This is a genomic window from Salipaludibacillus sp. CUR1, assembly GCF_021028955.1.
Lineage (GTDB): Bacteria > Bacillota > Bacilli > Bacillales > Salisediminibacteriaceae > Salipaludibacillus.
In genome coordinates this window covers 397,700-423,998 of sequence record NZ_JAIWPE010000096.1, presented here as the reverse complement: position 1 = coordinate 423,998, position 26,299 = coordinate 397,700, and the positions used below count along the sequence as shown (strand labels likewise).

Below are 26,299 nucleotides of genomic sequence, written 5' to 3'. Positions count from 1 at the left end.
AAGGTAAGGCAATTATTATATAAGCCTGGAACGGGAGACAGGAAACTGAATAAATTTTATTAACTTTTTTCTGGGAGTGAAAGCAGGCATCCGTTATAATAAGAACCGAGCCAGAATTGAGAGGTGTTGAGACTATGAGTAGTACGAAGAAAGAACTGGAAGAACAGATAATAAAAAATTATCAAAAAGATGAACAGATGATGGTGCTGGTGTTTGCCCAGTGGTGTGTGAATCATAACCTTGACCCTGAGGAAATTTATTTGCGTGCATACCCTGGACAAAGCGAGAACCAGGCTTTAAAACAGGCAATTGATTTGACTGTGCCTAAAGAAGAAGCGGGTGACATCCCGCATGATACTCTTCTAGGCGTATTATCCTTATTTGGCAACGATGATCTTGCTTTTGTTGTGACTGAAGAAATGGAGAAATTAAAACCCGAAAACTAATGTTGGAAAGTTCCAGACTCTTCGCCTGAGCGAAGAGTTTTTATTTGGAAACAACTGGGGGGTCTGACCCCCCAGTTATTTCCTGTTAAAAGAAGGATAAAAGGTAATTTGGCACGAAATAAACCATAAATAACAGTCTTTTTAAAGCGGGGTGTAAAGATGGATGGGTTTTATTATCATAAGTATGATGCAACCGGGCTTGCAGAACTTATTAAAAAGAGGGAAGTAACGGGAGAAGAAGTGTTTAAAGAAGCGCTTATTAGAATTGAAGCTTTGAACCCTTATCTGAATGCTGTCGTTCATAAATTTTACAGTAAAGCTCTAAAGCAAATAAATAATCCGGAGATGACAAATACACCTTTATCCGGTGTTCCGATGTTACTTAAAGACATTACCCAGGATGTGAAAGGGGAAAGAATAACCTCTGGCTCACGTGTAAACCAGCATTTCCGAGCAGAAACTGATTCTAATTTTGTGTCAAGGTTAAAAGAGGCCGGATTGGTCCCTATGGGGCATACAAACGTTCCTGAATTTGCACTTATGGGAGTGACTGAACCTGAATTTTACGGACCAGCAAGGAACCCCTGGAACATAAAATATACGCCCGGCGGCTCCAGCGGCGGTTCGAGTGCGGCAGTGGCCTCAGGAATGGTCCCGGTAGCAGGCGCTAATGATGGGGGAGGATCGATAAGAATCCCGGCAGCTTATTGCGGGTTATTCGGGCTGAAGCCAACCCGGGGAAGAACCCCTGTAGGTCCGTCACAAGGAAGATTATGGCAGGGAGCCTCTTCTGAACATGTGTTAACCCGGTCGGTTAGAGACAGCGCCCTTATTCTTGACTTGATTCACGGAGATGAAAAGGGAGCAGCCTTCCTTGCCCCAGGATATGAAGGGAGTTATGTGAAAGAGATGGCAGGCCCCCTTTGTAAACCTTCCAAAATCGCGTTTTCTGTCAAATCGCCTATTGGTACAGCGGTAGATCACGAATGTAAAGAGGCGGTCTTAAAAACGGTTCGTTTTCTTGAAAAATCAGGGTTTGAGGTAGAAGAAAAAGACGCCCCTGTGGACGGTAAGAAAATTGCCCAAAGTTATTTAACGATGTATTTTGGTGAAGTAGCAGCCACTCTTAGTCAGCTTGAACAGTCTTTGGCCAGGAAAATCACCATGAAAGATGTGGAGCCGACGACTTGGCTTCTTGGCATGTTAGGAAAAGCGACCTCAGCTCAGGAATTTGTATTAAATCTGAAAGAGTGGGATACCGCTGCCTTGGCCATGGAAGAATTTCATGAAACCTATGATTTTTACGTCACCCCTGCTACAGCCATGCCTCCTGCAAAAATTGGCGAGTTACAAGTCAAACCAACAGAAAAGCTGCTGATTAAACTGGTTTCAAATCTGAAAGCAGGTAAACTGTTGAAAAAGTCAGGGGCCGCGGAACAATTAGCGGAAGAAAGTTTAATGAGGACACCTTTTACCCAGCAGGCTAATTTAACTGGGCAGCCTGCTATGAGTGTACCGGTTCATAAAACTGGGGAGGGTCTTCCTGTAGGAGTTCAGTTTATCGCAGCCAAAGGAAATGAACACAAATTATTTCAGATGGCTTATTTACTTGAAAGAACGGACTTATGGATAAAGCCAGATGAAAACCCGTTTTACAGCCTTTGAAGAATAATTAGCGGCAAAGCCGGAAAAAAATTTCAATAATATGAGTATAAGACTGTGAATTTTTGTCATACTAAATGGGGAAACAATTAAACAGGAGGAACATAACATGACCCAAGGTACAGTAAAATGGTTTAACGCAGAAAAAGGCTTTGGATTTATTGAAGTAGAAGGGCAGGATGATGTGTTTGTACATTACTCTGCAATTGAAGGGGACGGATTTAAATCCCTTGAAGAAGGACAATCCGTTACTTTTGACATCGAACAAGGCCAGCGTGGACCACAAGCAACAAACGTACAAAAATAATTGTACATAAAAGCTCCTTTTCAGGGGCTTTTTTTCTTGCGGGTAGAGCCTATACTTAAAGACGCGATCCGACATTGCTTAAAAAGTAGTCTTGTGGTGAACAGAAAAACGCTTTGAAAAATTACAGTTTACTTTCTAAATGCTGCGGTAATCTTTTTCTTGACCAAACTTAAAAAGGCCTGGAACTCGCATAAATGGCTAATTATTTTATGTTACAACTAATGAATGTTAAAATGGTAACAAACTTTTTATGAAGAGGGATATAACAATGATAACAGTTGTAAAAGAAGAGCTGGCGGGGATCCCGGCTTTGCACGTGGTTACTAATGATAATATGGAAAAACCGCTTCCTTTATTTATTTTCTGGCATGGGTTTACAAGTGCGAAAGAGCATAACCTCCACTATGCCTATTTATTAGCTGGAGAGGGTTACAGGGTTATTATGCCTGAAGCTGAACACCATGGTGAGCGCCATAAGGGTATACCTGACGACCAGAGAAGTTTGTCTTTCTGGGAGATTGTTATAAAAAGCATTCATGAAACAGAAGAGATTGTTTCTGCATTAAAAAAAAGGTCACTAGTTGAAAGCTCTGATATTGCAATGGCTGGAGTTTCAATGGGAGCCATTATTACGTTGGGGGCGCTTACTCAATATAACTGGGTGAAAACTGCAGCTTCTTTTATGGGAACACCTGCTTATGAAGATTTTGTGCACGAACAAATCGAGCGGATCAAAAAAGAATCAGATGTTTTTCCATTCAGCAAGGAAGAGTTAGACAGAAAAAAAGCACTATTAAACAGCTATGATTTGTCGAAACAGCCGGAAGCTGCGCAGAACCGGGACTTATTTTTCTGGCACGGAGCGCAGGATACTGTAGTTCCAATAGACGGAGCGAAATCTTTTGCTGCAAGCCATAAAAATGCTGATAACCTTACTTTTGTTGTGGATGGACAGGCAGGCCACCATGTGAACCGTGAAGGAATATTATCTTTCATTTCATGGCTGAAGAACCGGCAGCCATTAAAAATGATTTAGGGGTCAGACCCCCCAATTATTTACATTTAATAAATATGTGAACATTTTAGATTCCTGCGTGAAAAAGTGATTTCCATCACATCTGTTATACCCCTATCCAGTTAAGCTTTAAGTAAGAATTAAACTTAACTGGGAGGGGTTATTATGTTTCCTGGAGATTATAATGAGAATCCGTTTATAGTTATATGGGAATTAACTAGGGCTTGTGAATTAAAATGTCTTCATTGCAGAGCGGAGGCGCAGTACCGGCGCCACCCTATGGAATTATCTTTTGAAGAAGGGAAAAAGCTGATTGATGAAATATACTCAATGAATAATCCAATGCTTGTTTTTACAGGCGGAGATCCTTTAATGCGCGAAGATGTCTTTGATATAGCTAAGTATGCCATCGAGAAAGGAGTTCGGGTCTCTATGACTCCTTCAGCGACACCTAACGTAACAAAAAAAGCGATGGAAAAAGCTAAAGAAGTCGGTTTATCGCGTTGGGCATTCAGTTTAGACGGGCATAGTGCTGAAATTCATGACCATTTTAGAGGAACAAGCGGGTCTTTTGATTTAACAATGAATGCAATTAATTATCTTCACGAACTGCAGATGCCTGTACAGATTAATACAGTTATTTCAAAATACAATGTGGACCATCTGGAAGAAATGGCTGAGCTTATTCAAGAGCTGGATTGCGTGTTATGGAGCGTTTTTTTTCTTGTTCCAACAGGACGGGGACAGGAAAAAGATATGATTTCACCGGTTGAACATGAAAAGGTGTTTCAATGGCTGTATGACTTATCAAAAAAGGTATCATTTGATATAAAGACTACGGCAGCTCAACATTACCGGAGAGTAGTCATCCAAAATAAAATGCGCGAGAAAATCAGTGCAAGTAAAGGTACGGATATCCATTACGGGGATGCTTTAAAGCAGGGAGCTACTGGCCAGATTGACGGGCTAGGGAGAGCTCCAAAGGGAGTCAATGACGGAAATGGATTTGTCTTCATTTCCCATACAGGCGATGTGTTCCCAAGCGGGCTTTTACCTGTTAAAGCGGGAAACGTAAGAGAGACACCACTGTCAGAAATATACAGAGAATCTGATATCTTTAAATCTTTGAGAAACCCGGATATGTATAAAGGCAAGTGCGGAGTATGCGAATTTAAACATGTCTGCGGTGGTTCCAGATCCAGGGCATACGCCATGACAGGCGATTATTTAGAAAGTGAACCCTATTGTGTTTATGTACCCAAAGAATTAAGAAAGAAAAAAGCCCAATAATTAAACTGAACCGTGCCGGAAAATTCCGGCACGGATTTTTTGTAAATAGCTGGGGGGACTGACCCCCCAGCTATTTACAAAAAAATTCTGAAAAAATTTTAAAAAAATTCAAAAAAAGCATTGACCATTTTGAAACCACTGTTATATAATACATATTAACCGATACAAACTGTATTAAAACACATGAAAAAGGAGAGGATTTATATGCTACGTCAAGAACGCGAAAACATGATCAAATTTCTATCAAGGGTGAAGGAAATGTCCAATGACAAACTAATGGTGCTGACTGATGAAGACTTGGAGCATCTATATTCCCGGACGTATACCACACACGAAGCATATGAAGAAGTGATGTAACAAAAAAGTCCTCTCTTCGTTCATTTGCTTAATTAGTTAACAGAAGACTTTATAAACCGTCCTCATGAAGAGGACGGTTTTCATTAGTACAGATTGAATCAGTTAAAGGTCGGGAGGTTTGGACATGTGGAAGGAATACGGCATTATGCTAATACAGATTGGGATATTATGGTTTATTAATCAGATCGGAAATTATCTGGTCGGTTATACAGGCCTGGCTATTCCAGGAAATGTGGCTGGCATGCTAATTCTTTTTTTTCTTCTGGGTACAGGTCTCCTGCCTCTTTCATGGGTGGAAAAAGGAGCTGCGCTCTTTGTAAAACATTTAGGCTTTTTCTTTATACCGATATGTGTAGGCATTATGGCAATTGGTCATATGGCAATGACACACATGATTTATTTGTTAGTTATTATTACATGCAGCACACTGGCCGGCTTAGTGGCCACAGGCAAGGTGTCTCAAGTAATTGGGGAAAAAAGGAGGGGAGAAAATGGCTCTGTTAATAATAGGAGGTTATATCCTGTTAACCGCGGTAGTTTACTTCGCTACAAGAAGAATGTATAAATTACTGCCTTCACCATTTACTACGCCAGTCTTTTTAAGCACCATTATAATTATTATGGTTCTGGTTATAACAGGCGTACCTTACAGTGCTTATGAACCTTCTAAAGACGTGATTTCCTACGCTTTAGGGCCAGCGACTGTCGCCTTGGCTGTCCCCGTTTATAAAAATAGAAAAATAATAATGAAACAAGGGAAAAACCTCGCTTTCAGTCTTGTTGCGGGCTCAACTGCAGCTGTATTAATAAGTCTGGCACTTGCTCAGCTTTTTAATATTACACAGCAAACCTCAACCGCCCTTTCCGTCAAGTCAGCTACTGTGCCAATTGCTATGGAAATAGCTGCCCTGAAGCAAGGGGATATGACTTTAACAGCCATTTTTGTGATGGTGACCGGACTGATTGGAGCGATGTTCGGACCTCGCCTTCTAACCCTCACAAAAGTTTCCGACCCGGTTTCAAGAGGTTTGGCTATTGGTACAATTGCTCATGGAATAGGCACAGCCCATATTACCAGCGAAGGAGAAATTCAAGGAGCGGTTGCAGGCAGCGCAATGGCAGTGGCAGGGGTTTACTTATCATTTTTATTTTGGCTTGTGTAAAAAGCCAATCCCCGGTGTTATATAGCAGGGGGTCAGCCCCCCCACAATATGGAAATTATATTTTTCCGATCATGTCCGGATCTCTTTCTATGCCGGGCATGCCGGGAACCCAGTTAGCAGGTACGCCTAACCCTGTCGTATCAAAGTAAAGGATTCCTTCAAGAATTCTCAAAATTTCATATACATACCGGCCCACTTCACGAGGATAAACCATTTTTGATCTGATTATTCCTTCAGGATCGACGATGACCGTGGCACGGAAGGCTGCACCTGCTTCCGGATCCAGCACCCTGTAAGCGCGGCTTATTCTCTGGTTTCTGTCACTCACCAGAGGAAACTGCACGCGTGAGGCAGAGGGGGACGTCTCTTTAAATACTTTGTGTGAATAAATACTGTCTGTACTGATTCCCCAGACGACTGCATTCAGTTTTTGAAAATGCTCATAAATAGCAGCAACTGCTGCCAATTCGGTCGGTCAGACGAAAGTAAAGTCGCTCGCATAAAAAAATAAAATGACCCACTTTCCCTGCGCGTTCCTTAAATTAACACTACTCATTTCATTGTTAATCAGAGCCGGAGCAGAAAAAAGAGGAGCAAAGTCATCACGTGTGGCCGTAAAAGGCATTTGGCATGTATCCAACGACTCAACTGACAGCTCTTCGTGTTTATTATTATCCATGAACCCACCCCAAATCAATTTGTATTTCTACCCATTATATGCAATGATCATAGTAACGCTGTTAGTCCAAAAAATTTCATTATTAACCACTTAGTTTTCCAAAAACTCAACACCCGGAAAATAAATTAAAACTTTTCTTGACACTTCAAATATAAGAGGTGTATGATAAATGTAATCGGTTACGTAATCGATTACGCAGATAAATTAAATATTACAAATGAGGTCCTGGCCTATGGAAAACATAAGTATGAAGGATGTGGCTCAAAAAGCCAACGTCTCCACTGCCACGGTTTCTCACGTCATCAATGAGACCAGGTATGTGGCAGAGGAAACGAAGAAAAAAGTTTATAAAGCAATGAAAGAACTTGATTACCAGCCGAATTCCGTGGCGAGAAGCCTAAGAAGCCGTAAGTCGAATATTATAGGTCTGCTCGTCCCCCTCGTTGCTTCTGACACATCTAATTTTTTCTTTATGTCAATTGCAAACGGAATTGAACAGGTTTTAAAAGAAAACGGTTACAATTTAATTCTCAGTAACAGCAGTGAAGATCTCAGCATTGAACAGGACCAGATTAAAGTCTTTAACTCCCAGCTGATAGACGGGTTAATCATCGCCCCGGTTGATTCTCAGAAACACGATTATAAAGAAAATCTCCGAGGCAACTATCCGGTTGTCTTTATTGACAGACAGCCTAAGGAACTTACGAGCGATACTGTGTTAATTGACAGCGGGGCCGGGACGTATAAGGCTATTGAGCTTCTAATTAGCAAAGGACACAGGAAAATAGGGTTTATTACCGGTCCTCTGGGTATTACAACAAGTGACGAGAGGCTCCAGGCTTATAAAAATGCTCTGAAAAATAACAACCTGTCTTATGACGAATCACTGGTTAAAATAGGCAGCGCAACGTTCGATAAAGGCCATTCTTTTACAAAAGAACTGGTTGAGGAAACTGGAGCAACAGCTATTTTTGCTGCCAATAATATTATGACTATGGGGGCCGTGAATTATCTTCAGGAAAAAGGTATACCTATTCCTGATAAAGTGGCCATTATTGGATTTGACGATTATGACTGGCTCCGTATTACTTCGCCGCCATTATCTGTAGTAAAGCAGCCATCTTACGAAATGGGTAAAAAAGCAGTAGAACTTCTCATAAAAAGGATCAACGGTTCAAAGGATCCTTATGACGTTCACAGACTTCCGTCAGAACTTGTTGTTAGAGGGTCATGTTAAGCATTTGAAACAATGATTAGCATGACTTACTTTTAAACCGTTCGCGTAATCGATTACGCAAACGATTATATTTTACTTATTATGGAGGTGAACAAGTCGTCCTTGCAGTAACGAGTCTATTAAACTATTAGATCAGGGGGAATTAACTATGAAAAGAATGTTCAAAACATTAGCTCCTTTAACTTTGTCTGTGGCGATCATGGCTGCATGCGGAGGAGAAGAATCAGGCGGCGAGACATCGGGTAGTGATGCGTCTGGAAATTCGAACAACAATGCTGACAGCGGCGAACAGGGAGACGTGGTTGAAACAGGTGAAGCTGAACAGGGAGTGGAAGCCACCGGTGATGAATCTGTCACATTAGATATGTGGATTCACCAGACTGGGGAGGACGAAACTGATTTTTATATTAAACGTATTGATGAGTTTAACGAAGTTAACGATGACATTTATGTTAATGCCGAAATCATTATAGATGATGGAGCCAGTTCTTACAGCGACAGTGTTAATGCTGCCCTGGTAGCCGGCAATCTGCCGGACATTCTGGCCCTGGATGGCCCATATGTAGCAAGTTTTGCTGAAGCGGATATTATCACGTCTGTAGATGAGTATATAACCGATGAAGACAGAGAGGATTTTGTAGATTCAATTATTCAGCAGGGAACTTATAATGGAGAGCTATTTTCTTTAGGTGCCATGGAAGCATCTGTCCCTCTCTATTATAATAAAGATATTTTTGAAGAAGAAGGAATTGCAGCTCCAGCAAGCATTGAAGAAGCCTGGACATGGGATGAGTTTCTGGAAGTTGCCCAGCAGTTAACAACTGAAGATCGCTACGGTCTTAATCTTTTCATGAACTATGGAGTAGGTGAGTGGCTGACCTTTATGGGAGCACCGTTTGTCTGGTCCAATAATGGCGAGTTAATATCTGAAGATGGCACGACAGTAGATGGCTACTTGAACAGTCCTGAAACAGTTGAGTCGTTAGAATTTGTAAAAACATTGTTTGAAGAAGAAGTAGTCAGCCTTACTCCGGGAGAGATGCAGTTTGAAGAAGGAAACGCAGCGATGGCTCTGGGAGGACCGTGGATTGCAGTATCTGCAGAAGATGCCGACTTTGAATGGGGAATGATGCCTTACCCTTATAAAGAAGTTCCTAAATCACCTTCGGGAAGTATGGCATACGGAATTACAACGTTGAGCGAGCATCCGGAAGAGGCATTTGAAGTAATGGCCTGGATGACAAATGAAGAGTCTACAATCGGGCTTTCTGAAGTAACGGGCATGCCTCCTGCAAGACATTCAGCATTTGAAGCAATGGATCACTATGATGAACTTCCCTGGTCTGTAATGAGAGATCAAGTTACTGAAACGGCACACGCAAGACCGCAAACGCCAGCTTATCCTGTATTGACAGATGCCTTTGCCCAGGCATTCCATGCCGCTGCACTAGGGGAAGATGTGGAAGAAATTCTGAATCAGCAGGTTGACCGTGTAGAGCGTGAGCTCAGACGCTTTCAAGATTAATTAGTATTAAAGGGCCTGAAGTGAAAACTTTCAGGCTCCTCTATTTATAAAAACAAAGACCGCTTGGAGTGATCCATTATGGTGACTCGTAAACGATACAGTTTAAAAACAAGGGAAGGGAAAGAAGCTCTCACAGGATATTTCTTTCTGCTTCCTGCACTGCTGCTTTTAGGTGTGTTTTTGCTCTACCCAATGGGAGCTGCATTTTATTACAGTTTCACAGACTTCTATATTTTAAGGCCCGGCGAGAAAAATTTTATTGGACTTGAAAATTTTCAGATGATTATAGGCGACGCTGAATTTCGCCAGGCTTTAAGAAATACATTATATTTTACTTTCCTTGTCGTTCCTATACAAATAGCTGTTGCTTTAGGGCTCGCACTGCTTGTGAATAAAAAACTGAAATTAAAAGTGTTTTTCCGGACAGCCTATTTCTCTCCGGTTGTCATGTCTCTTGTCGTAGTGTCTATCCTGTGGACCTTTATGTATAATCCGAATGAAGGGTTAATTAATGAAATGCTCGGGTTATTAGGGATTCCTCCTCAGCCTTTTTTAACAAGTCCGGACCAGGCAATGAACTCTATCATTGTCATGAGTGTATGGCAGGGAGCAGGTTTTCAAATGATGATCTTCCTTGCTGGGCTGCAGAATATTCCTGACCATTTATATGAAGCTGCAGACATAGATGGGGCAAACACTTTCCATAAATTTTTGCATGTTACTTTGCCTGGTTTGAAGAATATTTCCTTATTTATATTTATAACGATTACGATTGCTGCGTTCAAGCTGCTTGTTCAACCGATGATCATGACCCAGGGCGGGCCTCTAGGCTCTACGAAATCCCTGGTTTACCATATTTATGAAGTTGGATTTAATTACCGCGATGTAGGCTACGCTTCAGCTATGGCAGTTGTCTTCACGGTGATGGTATTAACTATCACTATTATCCAGCGAATATTAGTTAAAGAGGAGAGGGGATGAGGGCTATGAAAAAGCCAGCATTAATGAAAAAAATAATTCTATATGTAACCATGAGCTTTCTGGCTGTCATCTTCCTGTTTCCTCTCGTGTGGATGGTCATGTCCTCTCTTAAAGGAGACGTGCAAATTTTCAGGGACATGACTTCCATTAAAGCTTTCCTGCCTCCGATGCCAAATGAAGTGGACGGTTATTTTCAAAACTACATAATGGCTTTTGAGAGAGTAAATTTATTGCGCTACATTATGAACAGTTTGATTTATACAATTGGTATTATCATCTTCGGCCTTATAGTTAATTCAATGGCAGGTTACGCGCTTGCAAGGTTCCAGTTTCCTCTCAGGAATTTCTGGCTCGCGGTAATTATAGCTACTTTGATTATCCCGCCGGAAAGTATTTTCCTGCCGCTTTACGTCTTAGTTTTTAATCTTGGGTGGGTAAATACGTATACAGGACTTATCGTCCCGTTCATTGCAAATGCTTTTGCTATCTTTCTTTTCCGCCAATTTTTCCTGGACTTCCCAAGAGAGCTGGAAGAAGCGGCTAAAATTGACGGCTGTTCACAAATTGGTATCTTTTTCCGGATTATTGTGCCTTTGTCAAAGCCGGTTTTTGCAACCGTAGCTATAGTCTTATTTATCAATCACTGGAATGATTTTCTCTGGCCGCTTGTTGTTGCTAATGATGACAGTATGAGAACGATTCAAATCGGCCTGCAGTACTTTATGAATCAGCCGCCTATTCAATGGGGGCAGGTAATGGCAGCACTTACAGTGGCGACCGTACCTATGCTGTTAATATTTATTTTCCTGCAGCGCTATTATGTCCAGGGCCTTGCCCACACCGGATCTAAAAATTAAAACTACCGATTTTATTGATCGAAGAAGGAGTGCTTTATATGGAAAAGCAACTTAAACACGAGTCGCCAGCACAATCGTTATATAATGAGCCGTATCGCCCGCACATCCATTTCACCCCTGAAAGCCAGTGGATGAATGACCCGAATGGAATGGTGTATTATGAAGGAGAGTATCACCTGTTTTATCAGTATCACCCTCATGGAAAAACGTGGGGCCCAATGCACTGGGGACATGCTGTAAGTGTTGACATGTATCAGTGGAAACATCTTCCGGTAGCTATGGAGCCTGACAGCCTTGGCATGATCTTTTCAGGAAGTGCCGTTGTTGACTGGCACGATACCACAGGGTTTTTCAATGGGAGTCATGGCCTGGTAGCTTTGTATACAAGTGCAGACGGAGATTTTCAGCAGCAAAGTATCGCATTCAGTAAGGATAAAGGGCGCACATGGCACAAGTATGAAGGAAATCCAGTTATCCCTAACCCGGGGATTAAAGATTTCAGAGATCCTAAAGTATTCTGGCATGAAGCTTCAGAGAAATGGATCATGGTTCTTGCTGCAGGCCAGGAAGTAATGTTCTATAGGTCATCAGACCTTAAAAGGTGGGAATATACGAGCAAATTTGGGGAACATCAAGGTGCTCATGGCGGAGTTTGGGAATGTCCTGATCTGTTTCAGCTCCCGGTAGCCAACTCTGACAAGACGAAATGGGTTCTGGAAATAGATGTTCAGGCGGGTGCTGCTGCAGGAGGATCCGGCGGCCAGTATTTTATCGGCCAGTTCGATGGAAAAGGTTTTGTTAATGAAGCATCCGAGAAAAACGTTTTATGGGTGGATTACGGAAAAGATTTTTACGCTGCTCAGTCGTTTTCTGATATGCCGGACTCCCGAAGGGTATGGTTAGCCTGGATGAGCAATTGGCAGTATGCTAACGAAGTTCCGACTCATCCATGGCGAAGCGCGATGTCTTTGCCAAGAGAGGTATCCTTAACAGAAGGAGAGGACGGCAAAATTAAATTGCTTCAACGGCCGGCCTCTGAAATAAATGGGCTCATCAACAAAGAGTTTATTAACAGTACGGTTCAGCTGTCGCATGAAGAGAAGAGCATATGCCTTCAGCCGGATGCCCCCTTCAGCCTGACATTTAATATGAAAACAGACGATTTATCCCGTGTAGCTTTTTCTTTCTATAACAGTGGTGTAACTAACAGTTGCGATCTCGTTATTGACAAAGAAGCAGGTGAAATTACTTTTAACAGGGAAAAAATGAAAATGAGTCATTTCCATAAAGATTTTCCTGCAAAAACATCAGCACCTTTTGACACAGAAAAAGAGTATTTGAAGATTGAAGCGATCGTTGACAGAGGCTCAGTTGAAGTTTTCATTAATGATGGAGAGCAAACACTAACGAACCTGGTACTCCCTGAAGGGGAATCATTTACAATATCAGGCGCTAGTAATAATGGAGATTTAGAGGTAGACTGTAAAGGACATAGTTTTATTTCGATATGGAAATAAGTAGTCATCATATGATGATTACTTTTTCTTTTAGGAAGGTGAATTTATTGGAAATGTCAGGAACCTCAGGTTTCATTTACCGGATAGCCGATTGGTTGATGAAACTTGCCATAGTTAATTTGCTGTGGATTTTTTTTACAGTAGCCGGACTTTTATTGTTTGGTTTTTATCCGGCTTGGATTGCCGTTTGCAGGCTCATATCTTTATGGAAGGATGGGAAAGAACCCCCCATTGTGAAAACTTTCTGGTCTGTTTACCGGCAGATTTTTATAAAAAGTAACCTCGTTGCTTTTTTAGGTGGTGTTTTTGTAATTATTTTAATAGTAAACCTTAACATTATCAGTTTTTTTGAAGGATTTATTTTTTACTTTTTCAGTACAAGCACGGTAATTGTATTAATAGGGTTTGCAGTGTGGATGATCATTTTTGGGCTGGCAGCGGCTGAGAAGATAAAAGTAAGTTTTACGAAGGAAAGTTTTATTGAGCCGGTTAAACGGATGGTGCTGGCCCCTGGAAAAACACTGTTACTTATTGTGGGTATATTTGCTGTATACTTTTTAAATGGATTGATTCCAGGGCTTCTTCCAGTTTACAGTGTCAGCCTTATAGGGTTTATATGCGTCAGTTTGTTCACTGAAGGTTCTGAACTTCCAGCTTAATACAAGGAAAATGCGCCTATGGGGATCTTCCCTGGGCGCATTTTTTATAATTCATCTAAAAACGCTTGAATGGACTTCCAATAGTCCGGGCTTGATTGAAGGTTATTGTGATTGTAGCCATCCAGCCAAACTTTTTGGCTTTCTCCTTTCCAGGCTGCCAGGGTGGCTGCTGAATGTTCAGGAGGAATGATTTCATCTTCTGATGCGAGTATAGCGAGTAAGGGACTCTCAATCGTTTCAGCTTTATCACTGACCTTGAATGGATGACGAATTAGCCTCTCTACCGGAATAAGAGGTTGCCTGTCTTTCATTACCCGTGTACGTGAATCGTATGGAGAGACGAGCACGGTTCCCGCAACGTTTCTTTCTTTAGACAAATGGGTGGCTGGTGCTGTCCCCATACTTCGGCCCATGACAGCAATATGATCTGAGTCAATCTCTTCCCGTTCAGAAATTAAATCATAGATCGCTTTGGCGTCATGAAAAAGGGCAGCTTCAGATGGGGTCCCCTCGCTTAATCCGTATCCTCTATGATTCACCAGCAGGACAGACCAATCATTCAACTGTTCAAATTCCGGAAGGGTCCGGGAAACCTCTTCGGCATTACCCCCGAAATAGATCAGGAGCGGGGAAGGGGAGTGATCCGAATTATTTAAGAGCCAGCCGTGCAGGCTGATACCACCTTCTGTTTCTATGGAGAGTTCTTCAGCTTTTTTATTTTCAGCCGTGATTTCCTGTGCTTTCTCCCTTGATAGATCCGGTTCCTGGAATAAGTCATTCTCCTGATTAACGTAAAACAAAAAAACATACAACCCGTAGAGTATGAAAATTGTCAAAAACAAATAGATTATGTATTTGAGTAATTGATTAATAGTCATTTATAATCACCTGTATCCTAATTACCCATAAATAATACATTTTAACCCGTGAATATTATTACATAAGGAACTTGCAGGATTCAGCTGCAGATAAAAATCCAGCGAGGCGGGGCTTTGTGCTCTTATCACATGAAATGAGGTGCTCCTGAAATAATTAAAATACAAAAGAAAAAGCCATTCAGTATCTGAACGGCTTAATTCTACATCAGCTCATTTTTTCGGGCAAGCCAATGCTGCCTTTTAAAATGGTAATTACAAAATTTTGCTTAAAAATTCCTGAGTACGGGGATGCTGGGGATTATCGAAAATATTTTCCGGAGGGCCTTCTTCCATAACAACCCCTTCATCCATAAAGAGAACTCTGTCGCCCATTTCACGTGCAAACCCCATCTCATGGGTGACTACCACCATGGTCATTCCTTCTTTTGCCAGATCTTTCATTGCTTCCAGTACGTCCCCGACAAGTTCAGGGTCCAATGCGGAAGTAGGTTCATCGAACAGCATGACCTTAGGGCTCATTGCGAGAGCTCTTGCAATGGCTACCCTCTGTTTTTGCCCGCCGGACAAACTGCCTGGATAAACATGCGCTTTATCAGATAAGCCTACTTTCCCTAATAAATCGAGAGATAATTTCTCTGCTTCCTCGTTTGAAAGATCTTTAACTTTTAAAGGGCCTAAAGTTACATTTTTTAACACGGTCATATGAGGAAATAAATTAAAATGCTGAAACACCATTCCTACTTGTGAGCGGAGTTTATTTATATCGATTTTCGGGTCTGTTAAACTTTCTCCGTCTATAACAATATCTCCGGCAGTAATTTCTTCAAGTAAATTTATACAGCGTAAAAAGGTACTCTTGCCTGAGCCAGAGGGGCCGATCACACAGACCACCTCTTTTTCCTTAATTTCCGCGTCAATTCCCTTAAGGACTTCCACCTTCCCAAAGGACTTATGCAAATCAGTAACTTTAATCATTAAACATCCAACCTCCGTTCAATACGGCGTAAAATAATCATTGCGGGTACAGTAATAATAAGATAAGCAAAACACAGCATAATATAAGGGATAAAAGGGTCTCCGGAAGTACTTACATACTGTCTCATTAAATAAGTGACTTCACCTAAGGATATTACAGCAAATATTGACGTGTCTTTTAAACTGATAATGAACTGGTTCCCAAGAGGAGGAATCATTCGTTTAAACGCCTGCGGCCATATGATATACCTCATCGTCTGGGTGGAACTTAATCCAATAGAGCGCCCGGCTTCCATTTGCCCTTTATCTATAGATTCCACACCTCCGCGAACGATTTCAGCAATATAAGCTCCGGCATTTATGGCGATAGCAATAATACCTGCCGTTAAAGCGTCAAAGTTAATTCCAAAAAAATCAGATACAGCAAAATATAAAAATAATGCCTGGACAAGAATAGGGGTACCGCGGACTAATTCAATATAAACAGTTGCAATTCCATAAATTATTTTACTCTTAGATAAACGGGCAAGTCCAAAAATACTGCCTAAAATAAACCCGAAGAATACTCCTGTAAACGTGACGATCAATGTTAACTGGAGTCCCCGGACGATGAAGGGGAGCGTATTGCGGTAATGAGGACTCGTAAATATCTCCGTCAGGTTTTCAATCATTGGATGTGCTGCCTCCTTCTTTAGTATGTAGAATAGAAAGCGCCACGAAAACCACATTCGCGGCGCTTTAACGGTTAAATTAATTTAGTCTTCGTCAGGTCTTTCTCCAAACCACTCTTCATAAATGTCGGCGTAAGTCCCATCCTCTTTCATTTCTGCAAGAGCTTCATTAACTTGTTCAGTAAGTTCAGATCCTTCAGGGAAAGCAATTCCATATTGTTCACCCGTTAACCGTTCTCCAACAGTTTTCATTTCACCAACTGCTTCTGTATCCATATAATATAGAACGTTTGGAATATCGTAGATTACCGCATCCACACGCCCTGCTGTTAAATCTTGATAAGCATTGACAATATCTGGGAAAGTCCGTACTTCGGCATCGGTATTTTCCACTAAATATGTTTCACTCGTTGTAGCAGCACGCGTTGCTACCGGCCTGCCGTCCACATCATCGATAGACTGTATTTCTTCTTCATCCGCCCGCACCGCTAAAATTAAACCGGCATCGTAATATGGATCAGAGAAATCAAAGTTTTCTGCACGCTCTTCAGTAATGGTCATACCTGCTATTCCAATATCATAACGGCCTGTTCCCATCCCGGAAACAATACCATCAAATTCGACCACTTCGAGATCAATAGTAAAACCTACACGGTCGGCAATTTCATTAATTAAATCAATATCAAATCCTTCCATCTCTCCAGTGTCCGTATTTAAATATTCAAACGGAACATAATTGGAGTCTGTTGCTACCGTGTATTCCGGCATATCTCCATCTGCAGCAGAATCACCGCAGGCTGCCGCAAAAGCAGCAAGTGCCACTAACATAAAAATAACTCCAAGTTTCTTCACATTTTTTCCCCCTTAGATTTTTAAATAGTGTTATTTAAATAGTACTAATATTAGCACTATTTAAAACAAAAAAATTAGCAAAATAGTATTCTGTAACAATTTGTATGTTAAAAATGATTTTAGCATAGTTATTCATAGTGTGCTAGTTTTTTTAATTTTCTAAATTAAATTTCGTAGAAGAACAATCCTGATATTAAAGCATTTATACAGTATCATTAAATGATTTAGAAAAATTCAGATTTGTTATTAATTTATAATTAGTGCATTAAATGGACTGTTGGGTCATCTTCAGACAGCCGGACAATTAAGAGTGATGGCCTTTTTCATGTTGAAAAGCATTGGAGTAATCTTTCAAGTAAGGGATTTTTGTTCTGGCGTGCTTTAATGTTTCGCGGGTTATCTCCCCGTAAATAATCTTTTCCTTGTCTGCAGAAGCTTCTGACATGACAGTGCCTTCAGGCGATACTAGTTTACTTTTCCCGCAAGCGCCATTACCTGCAGCGTTAACCCCAAATATATAAACCGTGTTATCCAGAGCTCTGCAAGGAAGCTGGATATCCCATCTGTTTTCGGCTTCGAGGCTCCATACTGATGGGGCAAAAATAATATCAGCCCCTTTCAGAGCTAATTCTCTTGCCGGTTCGGGAAATTCTATATCATAACAAATCAGCACCCCAACCGTTCCAGCGGCTGTCTTAAATACAGGATATGATTTTTCCCCTGGAGTAAATGTCTTTTCTTCCTGTCCCCATAATAACGACTTCCGGTATATGCCCAGGAGCTTGCCGTCATTGTCGATGATGGCAGAGGATATAAAATAATTACTTCCGTATCCAGCTGGAGTATTGCTTATTTCAAGGAAAGGAACAATAAGGACCGTTTTTATTTCCTGAGCCAGCCGTTGGAATGAACTAATCATTCTGCTTTCTGCTGTATCGGCCAGAAGCCGGATATCTTCCCGGTTAAAATGGTATCCTGACAGCCATAATTCAGGTAAACAAATAATATCAGCTCCCTGTGAAGCCGCTTCTTGAACAAGTTTTACAGCTTTTGAATAGTTTTCACTTTTCCCTGAAGGCTTAGACACCATTTGAATGCCCGCTACTTTTGCCATATTTAATCCCCCGTTAGTTTTTTATAAGAAAGACAGTAAATGAACAAATCTAAGTTGTCAAAAAGGATGCTGGATAAGCTCAGTTAATTAAACAACAAAAGCAGCCCTATATGCATGCCAAGTGACAGTAAGAGCTGCAGACTCAATATAGAGTATACTATGATGTTTTTCTTTTTATTATATTGCTTATTCCTGCCGGAAGAAGAAGCATGAGCGGAATAAAACCATACGTGTCTATTAAAACTGGCAGGGCGAGTCCGGACAAGAGCATGATCCATCCGCCTGCTTTAGCATTATTTCTGGCTAATGAAGCCCCTACAATAGCAGCAGTACTGATCAGGATCGCACCTAACGTTTCCCCGGCTAAAAACGATTCGCCGTAAACTGCTTCATCTGTTGTACCGTAATAGAGCGCATACAAGGTAAAAATAATACCTAATGAGCCGCCTGTAATACCTAAATAAAGAGTAGTGGTTCTAGTCATTTATAAAAGCTCCTTTACATCTTTACCTGTATTTTTGACACAAATATAAAGGAGTATTCTAAAATGTCCGTGTGGTAATTGAACAACTGGCTATTTGGGAGTAAAGTTTGCAAGAAAAGCCGTTTTTGAAAAGGAATAAATTAATAGTCCGAGCCATATAAATGAAAAAGAGACCGCATGAACTGCTGTAAAAGACTCTCCATATAATATCACTCCCAGTACCAGCATGATAGTAGGCGCTATATACTGAAGAAATCCAATAAACGAAAGAGGAATTTTAAGTGCACCTATACCGAACAAAAGTAAAGGGACAGCAGTTACTGCGCCTGTTCCGGCAAGCAGAAGAGCAGTGCTAGGTTCTTCAATGTAAAAGGCCGAAAACGGGCTGCCGTGGATCCAAATAATATAACCTAACGCCGCAGGCATTAATAGTAATGTTTCTATCGTAAGTCCTGTCATCGCCCCAATTTTAGTCTGTTTTTTTACTAATCCGTACATTCCAAAGCTAAATGCAAGCACAAGTGCGATATAAGGTACCTCTCCAAATGAAAATGTCATAATACTGACTCCTGTGAGCGCTGAAAATACTGATATTTTCTGCCAGAAAGTCAATTTTTCTTTGAAAAACAGTACGCCAAGCAAAACATTCAGCAGAGGATTAATATAATATCCAAGACTTACCTGCACGATGTGTTCATTTGCAACTGCCCAGATAAAAAGAACCCAGTTAACGCTGATAAAGAAAGCTGACAAGGCGATTCCTGCAATAATTTTAGGGTGGGTCATTAAATAGCGGATATCGTAAATGAGCTGGCTCATTTTTCTTATGGTAAAGAACATTAAAATCATAAATAAAAGTGACCAGACTATTCGATGGGCGAGCACCTCAAAAGATGGAATGTGTTCTGTCTGTTTCCAGTATATAGGGAGAAAACCCCAGATAAGATAAGCAGAAATTCCAGCTGCCACGCCCTTAGTTACTTCACTTTGTTCGTGGTTCATTAATTTTCCTCATTTCCTGTCTTCGTTAACAAAAATAAGTGTACTCTTTATTCGAGCCTGATGTAAACGATAAACGTTTTTCTTGTCAGGCCCACTGGCTGGGACTATGCTACTCTATTTAGGTTTATTTAAGTAGTGGCAATGATAAATGTTTTATCATTTAACATTTTTTTGATATATTAGTCTTAGATAAAAAGTTACTTATAGTGGTTTTTAAATATATAACGGGAGGATAAAGGCCTATGCACAAGGTTAATCCGAATTTAAAAAGTCTGATGAATTTACCTGAGCAAACGACAGAAGAACTGAAGAGCCGTTTCAAAAAACTGTCAAAAGAATTGGATTTCGCCAGAAGTGCCTTTGAATTTGAAAACACTTCAGATATAAAAATGCAAATGGTCTATATTATTGAAGAATTAAAGGGGAGAAGAGATGAAACAGAGGATTAGATTGCAATAGTCTGTTTTCTTCTCAGGTTTTTTTAAGCACACTTTGTGAGTCTATAGTATCAGCCAGCGCCATTTTCCTTTATTATTTCACGATTTCAGTTTAAACTGTAATTTGAACTGGAAAAATGATAAAGAAAAAAGGAGGTAGAAACTATGTTCTATACGACTCACTCCCATATTTTTACTTGGGTAGTAGCCATCGTATTATTTATTGCAGCTGTGTCGTTATTTAAAAAAGGAATGGCAAAACAGGTTAAAATCTTACATATGGCATTAAGGCTGTTTTATATCCTGATAATTATAACCGGGGGAATTTTATTCTTTCAGTTTGCAGGGATCAATCATATGCTGTACGGCCTGAAATTTGTGTCCGGACTGGCTGTGATAAGCTTTTCAGAAATGTATATGATTCGGATGAAAAAAGGCAAACCGCTGAATGGTATGCTTATCGGGCTGGTTGTTTCACTGCTGGTAACGCTGTATTTAGGGTTTGGGCTGCCTATAGGGTTTAATTTCTTGCCATTATAAAAAGGTGGTCTATATGAAAATTATAGTCGTCTCAGATACCCATATGCCTAAAAAAGGAAAAACACTTCCCGGCAGGCTAACAGAGGAATTAGCCACCGCTGACCGTATCATACATGCAGGCGACTGGCAGACTCCGGAAGTGTATGACCGGTTTAAAAAATATGGACAGATAGATGGGGTCTGTGGAAATACAGATGATGATCAGATGAGAAGACTAGTACCTGATAAAAAAGCTTTAACAATTGAGGGATTTAAAATCGGCATTGTCCATGGTCATGGAACCGGTAAAACGACCGAAAAGAGGGCTGCAGAGTCTTTTTCTGAAAAAATGGACTGTATTATTTTCGGACATTCTCATATACCATATTTACGTTATGTAAACAAGACTCTGATGTTTAATCCAGGGTCTGTCATGGATAAAAGAAAAATGCCTTACTTTTCATTTGGGATTTTGACTTTGTCAGATCATATTCACGCTGAATTTGTTTTCTTTTCATAAAGAGGCTGAGCCAAAAGAATAGTAACCTGAAAGACATCCGAAACAATATTTTAAATGTTGTTCGGATGTTTTTTTAATAGAAGCAGGGATTTAAATTTACCACAGGGTTGTTTAATGTAAAAAATAGAATTTTTTCTATCTAAATCAGAGTCAATTAATCTGCCGGTTCACTATCGGCGAAGGCTTACCCGAGGGCTTGTCTTCAACTAACTTCCCCGAAGGGCACCTTCAGGAAAGTGGATTTTCAGACTGCGCTTATCCTCCGGGTGTCCTTGCCTTCGTTCAACGGCAGGTTAATTATTATTAGAGTGTCGTGTATGCATATAGCAAAGGCTTTCATCTGATTAATTTTTAGCTAAAGCTTTATTTAATCTGCCGGTTCACTGTCGGCGAAGGCTTACCCGAGGGCTTCCGCGACTTCCTGTAGGAGGACGCTCTTTTTATAGTCCCTTTTCTTCCTAACAAACACTTTTTGATGAATGGTGCATAAATTATATAGACGATTGACCATTAAGGGGAGATTATTATGCAGGGAAAAATGCGTCATTACTTTTGGGGAGTTCATACTGCCAGAGGATTCTTTTCTTTATATGAATCAAATTTACAGGATGTAGATGAAGTGGTGGTTATTAAAGGGTCGTTAAGGGTTATTAAGTCCAAAATACTGGAAACAATCGCCAAAGAATATGCGGCTAAAGGGCATGAAGTTGAGTGTATTCATTGCGCGTCTGACAATAACGCCCTTGATGGTGTAATTATACCCGCTCTTAAAACAGCTTTTACAGTTAACGACCTGGATCATACAGGGCGCACTAAAGTGATTAATTCAGATCCCATTCTTAACTTATCCCGGCTTATTGAGAAGGACATCAGACGGATGTATGTGCAAAATATCAACAGGATTATTCAAAAAGCACACCGGTCTTTTAAAAGAGGTTTGGAAATCCACGATGGTTTGGAAGAAATATATATAAACAGCATGGATTTTCATAGAGCCGACAAATTGACTGGTAATTTAGTTCAGGAGATAATTGGAAGGAAACGAAACCCTGGAAAAAAAGGCCGTACAAAACACCGTTTTTTCGGTGCGTCAACTCCTCGTGGTGTGGTTGACTATATTCCTGATTTAACAGAAGATGTGAAAAAGCGATACTTAATTAAAGGGCGGGCAGGGACTGGGAAATCGACCTTGCTTAAAAAAGTAGCGCATTTCAGCGAAGAGGCAGGGTTTGACGTCGAGATGTACCATTGCGGTTTTGATCCTCACAGTATTGATATGGTAATTATAAGAGAGCTCGGTATCTGCTTATTTGACAGTACCGATCCCCATGAATATTTCCCTGAACAAGAAGAGGATCAGATTATTGACCTTTATACCGAAACAGTAATGCCTGAAACCGATGAGAAATATGCAGTGGCTATTAACGAATTAACAAAATTGTATAAATCATATATGAAACAGGGAATCACTTATCTGAAAGAGGCCAAAACGGTTAATGACCAGTTTGAGAGAAGTATTTTAAATGAAGCTGAGAATTTAAATGTAAAAGATATTTATGATATTTGCAGAGAAGTGTTAGAAAAGCAAGGTGAAAGTTAAGAAACGGACAGATAATGTGAGGAGTTGGTGTAAGAGTTCAGTAGTGTTTAGAAAGGGCAGGGACAAAAGAATAGTAATCATATAGAAAAGCCGAACAAAAATTTGAAAATTTTGTTCGGCTTTCTTTATGAGAAAAGAAGTGCTTTCAGTCCCCCTGGCGGACGCTTCCCCAGGGGCTTGTCCTGTTAATCTGCCAAATCACTCTCGACGAAGACTTCGCTCATCCTCTGGGTGTCCTCGCCTTCGTTCATCGGAATAATAATGTATTTAACGGGTGCGTTTCTTCTTCAGGATTGGTTGAAATTCAACGCAGCATGGAGCTTCGTTGAATTGGATCTTCAGCCTTAACCTGTCGAGTCACCGCCTTCTGTCCTTCAATCAAAAAAGCTCAGGCTATTGAATAGCTGGAAAAACTAAAAGGCCACGCCTTTCTGATAAAAATTATTGTTCGTCTTTTACAAACTTGTCTTTAGTTTTGTCCAGCCTCTTTATTTATTTAATCGTTTTATTACATTTTCAAGTGTGTCAGGCTGAAGGAATTCAACCGGAGAAGCATCTTTATCAAATGAAAATGATTCTCCTTCGATTAGTACAATGTATCTTCCGTTTTGTTTAGCGATATGTATGCTGTCACTGAAATCAGAAAGGAGGCCTTTAATATCAATATGGTCCAGTTTCAGTTTTAATGGCATTTCAGGCTGATTTTCAACAAGGGGGGAAGACGCTTCAATCACCTGATCTTCCGTCCATTTTTCCTGCATTTGTCTCTCTGCAGTATTTGACCAGGCTTCAATATATTCTTCTTCCTCAATTCTCTCTTCACTGTCTTCTTCATATGTTTCAGAAATGTACTGTTGATGAGATTCTATGACACGGTCTTTGACCATGTCCGTAATCGTCTGGGTGTATTCAACATATTTAAGAAATTCTTCAAAATATCTGGAATGGGAGGACTGATGAATCTTAAGTTCCCACTCTTCTGCCATTCCTTCCTCAGGCATATGAGGGTATTGAATGGATTTCATATTTTTAGTTGTGATAGCCATTTCAACTTTTTTAATAAGCGATTGCTCATCCGTAACAGAAGCGACTTTCTGTTCGAAGTCGCATTTTAAAACAAATATATAAGGCTCATCTGAAAACTTAGTAAGTTTAGCTCGGATAACAATAAGAGCCCCGCCCCGAATCGAACTAGTGTTCAAATAGCCTCTGACTATTTTTTCGCTTTGTTCTTTGAAAGTATCTAATGAGTCTGCCACCCTGAGTCTCTGAAAGAGATTATAATTTGGGTTTGAATCAAGCTCGTAACCGGGTTCAACTGTAAAATAACCTATTTTAGTAGGTACTTGATCGCTCTTTGGATGACGCTCTACTTTCCGTTTAGCTATTTTCCCTAATTCTCCGTCTAAAAAATCTTTTAATGGGCTGGATAAGTAAGTCTCCTCATCCAGTGTCTGATAGTGGTTAAATACTTTATCTGCTTCCTCTCCGCCTCCTGTTACTTTAATTACAAAGAAAGATAAATACTCTATAGTAAAATCCATTGTGAAACCTCCGGCTTATTTTTCATATAACATCCGTATTATAACATAGGCAAATAACTGCTAACGAAAAAGGTCTAATAGTTTTTTACAATAATTTCCCTTTAATGTAATTTAAATCTTGTTTACTATATTTTATGATTATACTTTTAAACTTTTTTGAATTTTTCAATAAAATAGTTGATTATTGCTAAAAAATCTGACATGCAGGCGTTTTTAAAAATAAACAAATTGTTTAATAAATACGAAAAAATATAATTTTCAAAAAATATTCTTTACATTCTTTTTAGAATATAGTAATTTAGGTAATAGATTTGTAATATTTTTATTTTTTATCAACTTTGAGTTTCTTACTATTTAAAGGGGGATTATGACATGTTAAGAAGTAAAAGCTTAAAAGCCGGGATGTTTTCACTCGCGGCAGCTGTGGCTCTGGCTGGTTGTGCCAGTGAACCGGATGAAGGCGGGGAAAACACAGGTGCAGAAACACCGGAAAATAATGAAAACGAACAGAATGATGGGGATGAAGCAGCAGGCGGAGAAGGCGGGGACTTGGTTGTTGCCGTATTATCAGATGCAAGCTCTTTGGATCCTCATACTTCAAGTGATGTACCGTCCGGTAACATTCAAACCAATCTATATGAAACGCTTGTCAAATATGATGATAATATGGAATTGGAGCCGGGACTTGCCGAAGAGTGGGAAGCTGTAGAAGAGGATGTTTGGCATTTCCAATTGGTTGAAGGAGCAGAATTCCATGACGGGACGCCATTTAACGCAGAAGCAGTCAAGGTAAATATTGAGCGGATTCTGGATGATGAAATTGCTTCTCCGCGTAAAATTCTTTTTGAAATTGTAGAAGAAGTGAACGTGGTGGATGATTATACAGTTGAATTTGTAACTGAAGATCCTTTTGCACCGCTTCCTGCTCATATGGCACACTATGCCGCCAGTATTTTGAGCCCGGAAGTGATCGAAGAGGATTATGCGAATATGGAAGACGGGGCGCAGCCTGGCGACTATGTTAACGAGCATCCTTACGGTACAGGCTATTTCAAATTTGAAAGCTGGGACACAGGTGATGAAATCGTATTAACTAAAAATGAAGATTATTGGGGAGAAAATGCGAAAGTAGATACTGTTACTTTCAGTGTGGTCCCTGAAGATTTAACGCGTATTGGAGAACTGGAAACGGGGGCTGCTCATATTATTGACCCGGTTACCCCAAGTGATATGGGGCGTGTTGAAAATACGGATGGAATTAACGTATATCAAAGAAATGCCGCAAGTATTACTTATTTAGGTTTTAACGTGGAAAAAGAACCGTTTGATGATGAACGAGTCCGTCAGGCGATCTCTTTGGCACTTAATAAGGAAAATATGCTGGACGGGGTTCTTGAAGGTACGGGGGATGCAGCTCTCGGCCCTGTGAATAATACTAACTTCGGCTACAGTGAAAATGTTGACCAGCTGGAGTACGACCCTGAAAGAGCGCAGGAATTGCTTGCTGAAGCAGGCTATGAAGATGGGTTCGAAACAACCATCTGGACAAATGACAGCCGGGAAAGAATGGATGTCGCCGAATTGGCGCAAGCTGACTTAGCCGCGATCGGTGTAGACATTGAAATTGAAGTTGTTGAATGGGGAGCGTACCTTGATCAGACTGGGGCAGGCGAGCATGATATGTTTATTCTCGGTCTGTCTCTTGGGACAGGTGATGCGGATTACCCAATGCACATGCTTTTCCACTCTGAGAACGTTGGTGCAGGCGGAAACAGATCGTTCTTTGCAGATGAAGAGTTTGATGCGATGCTTCACGAAGCCCGTGTTGAACAGGATGAGGATACCCGTTTAGAAATGTATGAAGAAGCAACGAACTATCTTCTTGATAAATCGCCAATGGCGTTCTTGTATCACCCAGACCATATTATGGGATATGCAGACAGTGTTGACGGTTTCTGGGCAGATCCATCCGGGTTGTACCAACTAAAAGATGTCACTATTCAATAGT

28 protein-coding genes are annotated in these 26,299 nt (G+C 40.5%); 19 read left to right on the top strand and 9 right to left on the bottom strand.

The window, feature by feature from the left end; all coding sequences use genetic code 11:
- The first annotated feature begins 134 nt into the window (after window positions 1-134).
- The 8 genes from K8O68_RS20825 to K8O68_RS20790 all read left to right on the top strand — a co-directional run bounded on the left by K8O68_RS20825 (window position 135) and on the right by K8O68_RS20790 (window position 6,240).
- Window positions 135-446, top strand: coding sequence for a hypothetical protein (locus K8O68_RS20825; RefSeq protein WP_230898658.1), 312 nt, complete (start codon window positions 135-137; stop codon window positions 444-446).
- Between the two features lie 159 nt (window positions 447-605).
- A complete protein-coding gene (locus K8O68_RS20820; RefSeq protein ID WP_230898657.1) occupies window positions 606-2,111 on the top strand; it encodes an amidase in 1,506 nt (501 codons plus the stop codon).
- 106 nt (window positions 2,112-2,217) lie between these two features.
- The gene (locus tag K8O68_RS20815) at window positions 2,218-2,415 is read left to right on the top strand and encodes a cold-shock protein (RefSeq protein WP_093050234.1); all 198 of its coding nucleotides are present in this window, start codon (window positions 2,218-2,220) and stop codon (window positions 2,413-2,415) included.
- A 268-nt stretch (window positions 2,416-2,683) separates the two neighbouring features.
- Window positions 2,684-3,451, top strand: a complete 768-nt coding sequence (locus tag K8O68_RS20810) for a prolyl oligopeptidase family serine peptidase (RefSeq protein WP_230898656.1) — start codon at window positions 2,684-2,686, stop codon at window positions 3,449-3,451.
- Between the two features lie 144 nt (window positions 3,452-3,595).
- The gene (locus K8O68_RS20805; RefSeq protein WP_230898655.1) at window positions 3,596-4,720 is read left to right on the top strand and encodes a TIGR04053 family radical SAM/SPASM domain-containing protein; all 1,125 of its coding nucleotides are present in this window, start codon (window positions 3,596-3,598) and stop codon (window positions 4,718-4,720) included.
- A 204-nt stretch (window positions 4,721-4,924) separates the two neighbouring features.
- A complete protein-coding gene (locus tag K8O68_RS20800) occupies window positions 4,925-5,077 on the top strand; it encodes a BH0509 family protein (protein ID WP_230898654.1) in 153 nt (50 codons plus the stop codon).
- 124 nt (window positions 5,078-5,201) lie between these two features.
- A complete protein-coding gene (locus K8O68_RS20795) occupies window positions 5,202-5,642 on the top strand; it encodes a CidA/LrgA family protein (protein WP_230898653.1) in 441 nt (146 codons plus the stop codon).
- A complete protein-coding gene (locus K8O68_RS20790; RefSeq protein ID WP_230898652.1) occupies window positions 5,569-6,240 on the top strand; it encodes an LrgB family protein in 672 nt (223 codons plus the stop codon). The genes K8O68_RS20795 and K8O68_RS20790 overlap by 74 nt, the downstream gene beginning before the upstream one ends.
- Window positions 6,241-6,295: 55 nt before the next feature.
- Here the strand turns inward: K8O68_RS20790 and K8O68_RS20785 are convergent, their stop codons facing one another.
- On the bottom strand, window positions 6,296-6,865 hold the full coding sequence (locus K8O68_RS20785) for a peroxiredoxin (RefSeq protein ID WP_255717409.1): 570 nt from the start codon (window positions 6,863-6,865) through the stop codon (window positions 6,296-6,298).
- 286 nt (window positions 6,866-7,151) lie between these two features.
- Between K8O68_RS20785 and K8O68_RS20775 the strand changes: the two genes are divergently transcribed.
- The 6 genes from K8O68_RS20775 to K8O68_RS20750 all read left to right on the top strand — a co-directional run bounded on the left by K8O68_RS20775 (window position 7,152) and on the right by K8O68_RS20750 (window position 13,695).
- Window positions 7,152-8,156 (top strand): LacI family DNA-binding transcriptional regulator, encoded by a 1,005-nt coding sequence (locus K8O68_RS20775; RefSeq protein WP_230898651.1) that lies wholly within the window; start codon window positions 7,152-7,154, stop codon window positions 8,154-8,156.
- A 148-nt stretch (window positions 8,157-8,304) separates the two neighbouring features.
- Complete coding sequence (locus K8O68_RS20770; RefSeq protein WP_230898650.1) at window positions 8,305-9,681, top strand: extracellular solute-binding protein; 1,377 nt, start codon at window positions 8,305-8,307, stop codon at window positions 9,679-9,681.
- Between the two features lie 78 nt (window positions 9,682-9,759).
- A complete protein-coding gene (locus K8O68_RS20765) occupies window positions 9,760-10,662 on the top strand; it encodes a carbohydrate ABC transporter permease (RefSeq protein ID WP_230898649.1) in 903 nt (300 codons plus the stop codon).
- Between the two features lie 5 nt (window positions 10,663-10,667).
- On the top strand, window positions 10,668-11,519 hold the full coding sequence (locus K8O68_RS20760; RefSeq protein ID WP_230898648.1) for a carbohydrate ABC transporter permease: 852 nt from the start codon (window positions 10,668-10,670) through the stop codon (window positions 11,517-11,519).
- 38 nt (window positions 11,520-11,557) lie between these two features.
- A complete protein-coding gene (locus K8O68_RS20755; protein ID WP_230898647.1) occupies window positions 11,558-13,036 on the top strand; it encodes a glycoside hydrolase family 32 protein in 1,479 nt (492 codons plus the stop codon).
- 53 nt (window positions 13,037-13,089) lie between these two features.
- Entirely contained in the window at window positions 13,090-13,695 is a 606-nt protein-coding gene (locus tag K8O68_RS20750) for a YesL family protein (RefSeq protein ID WP_230898768.1), read from the top strand.
- A gap of 44 nt (window positions 13,696-13,739) precedes the next feature.
- On the opposite strand, the gene K8O68_RS20745 is transcribed toward K8O68_RS20750, so the two are convergent.
- The 7 genes from K8O68_RS20745 to rarD form a co-directional block, all read right to left on the bottom strand.
- Complete coding sequence (locus K8O68_RS20745) at window positions 13,740-14,573, bottom strand: alpha/beta hydrolase (RefSeq protein WP_230898646.1); 834 nt, start codon at window positions 14,571-14,573, stop codon at window positions 13,740-13,742.
- A 252-nt stretch (window positions 14,574-14,825) separates the two neighbouring features.
- Window positions 14,826-15,548: an amino acid ABC transporter ATP-binding protein gene (locus K8O68_RS20740; RefSeq protein WP_230898645.1), complete on the bottom strand. Its 723-nt coding sequence runs from the start codon at window positions 15,546-15,548 to the stop codon at window positions 14,826-14,828.
- A complete protein-coding gene (locus tag K8O68_RS20735; RefSeq protein WP_230898644.1) occupies window positions 15,548-16,219 on the bottom strand; it encodes an amino acid ABC transporter permease in 672 nt (223 codons plus the stop codon). The genes K8O68_RS20740 and K8O68_RS20735 overlap by 1 nt, the downstream gene beginning before the upstream one ends.
- Before the next feature lie 84 nt (window positions 16,220-16,303).
- On the bottom strand, window positions 16,304-17,071 hold the full coding sequence (locus tag K8O68_RS20730; protein ID WP_230898643.1) for a transporter substrate-binding domain-containing protein: 768 nt from the start codon (window positions 17,069-17,071) through the stop codon (window positions 16,304-16,306).
- A 304-nt stretch (window positions 17,072-17,375) separates the two neighbouring features.
- Window positions 17,376-18,185 (bottom strand): nitrilase-related carbon-nitrogen hydrolase, encoded by an 810-nt coding sequence (locus K8O68_RS20725; RefSeq protein WP_230898642.1) that lies wholly within the window; start codon window positions 18,183-18,185, stop codon window positions 17,376-17,378.
- Between the two features lie 157 nt (window positions 18,186-18,342).
- Window positions 18,343-18,669, bottom strand: coding sequence for a hypothetical protein (locus tag K8O68_RS20720; RefSeq protein ID WP_230898641.1), 327 nt, complete (start codon window positions 18,667-18,669; stop codon window positions 18,343-18,345).
- Window positions 18,670-18,759: 90 nt separating this feature from the next.
- Window positions 18,760-19,671, bottom strand: a complete 912-nt coding sequence (gene rarD / locus K8O68_RS20715; RefSeq protein WP_230898640.1) for an EamA family transporter RarD — start codon at window positions 19,669-19,671, stop codon at window positions 18,760-18,762.
- Between the two features lie 242 nt (window positions 19,672-19,913).
- On the opposite strand from rarD, the gene K8O68_RS20710 reads away from it, so the two are divergent.
- From K8O68_RS20710 to K8O68_RS20695, 4 genes are all read left to right on the top strand, one after another.
- Window positions 19,914-20,120, top strand: a complete 207-nt coding sequence (locus K8O68_RS20710) for a hypothetical protein (protein WP_230898639.1) — start codon at window positions 19,914-19,916, stop codon at window positions 20,118-20,120.
- A gap of 153 nt (window positions 20,121-20,273) precedes the next feature.
- Window positions 20,274-20,648: a YisL family protein gene (locus K8O68_RS20705; RefSeq protein ID WP_230898638.1), complete on the top strand. Its 375-nt coding sequence runs from the start codon at window positions 20,274-20,276 to the stop codon at window positions 20,646-20,648.
- Between the two features lie 13 nt (window positions 20,649-20,661).
- Window positions 20,662-21,147 (top strand): metallophosphoesterase family protein, encoded by a 486-nt coding sequence (locus tag K8O68_RS20700; RefSeq protein ID WP_230898637.1) that lies wholly within the window; start codon window positions 20,662-20,664, stop codon window positions 21,145-21,147.
- 526 nt (window positions 21,148-21,673) lie between these two features.
- A complete protein-coding gene (locus tag K8O68_RS20695; protein WP_230898636.1) occupies window positions 21,674-22,747 on the top strand; it encodes a hypothetical protein in 1,074 nt (357 codons plus the stop codon).
- Window positions 22,748-23,235: 488 nt separating this feature from the next.
- On the opposite strand, the gene K8O68_RS20690 is transcribed toward K8O68_RS20695, so the two are convergent.
- Window positions 23,236-24,291, bottom strand: coding sequence for a DUF3900 domain-containing protein (locus K8O68_RS20690; RefSeq protein ID WP_230898635.1), 1,056 nt, complete (start codon window positions 24,289-24,291; stop codon window positions 23,236-23,238).
- 372 nt (window positions 24,292-24,663) lie between these two features.
- Between K8O68_RS20690 and K8O68_RS20685 the strand changes: the two genes are divergently transcribed.
- The gene (locus K8O68_RS20685) at window positions 24,664-26,298 is read left to right on the top strand and encodes a glutathione ABC transporter substrate-binding protein (protein WP_230898634.1); all 1,635 of its coding nucleotides are present in this window, start codon (window positions 24,664-24,666) and stop codon (window positions 26,296-26,298) included.
- Window position 26,299: the final 1 nt, after the last annotated feature.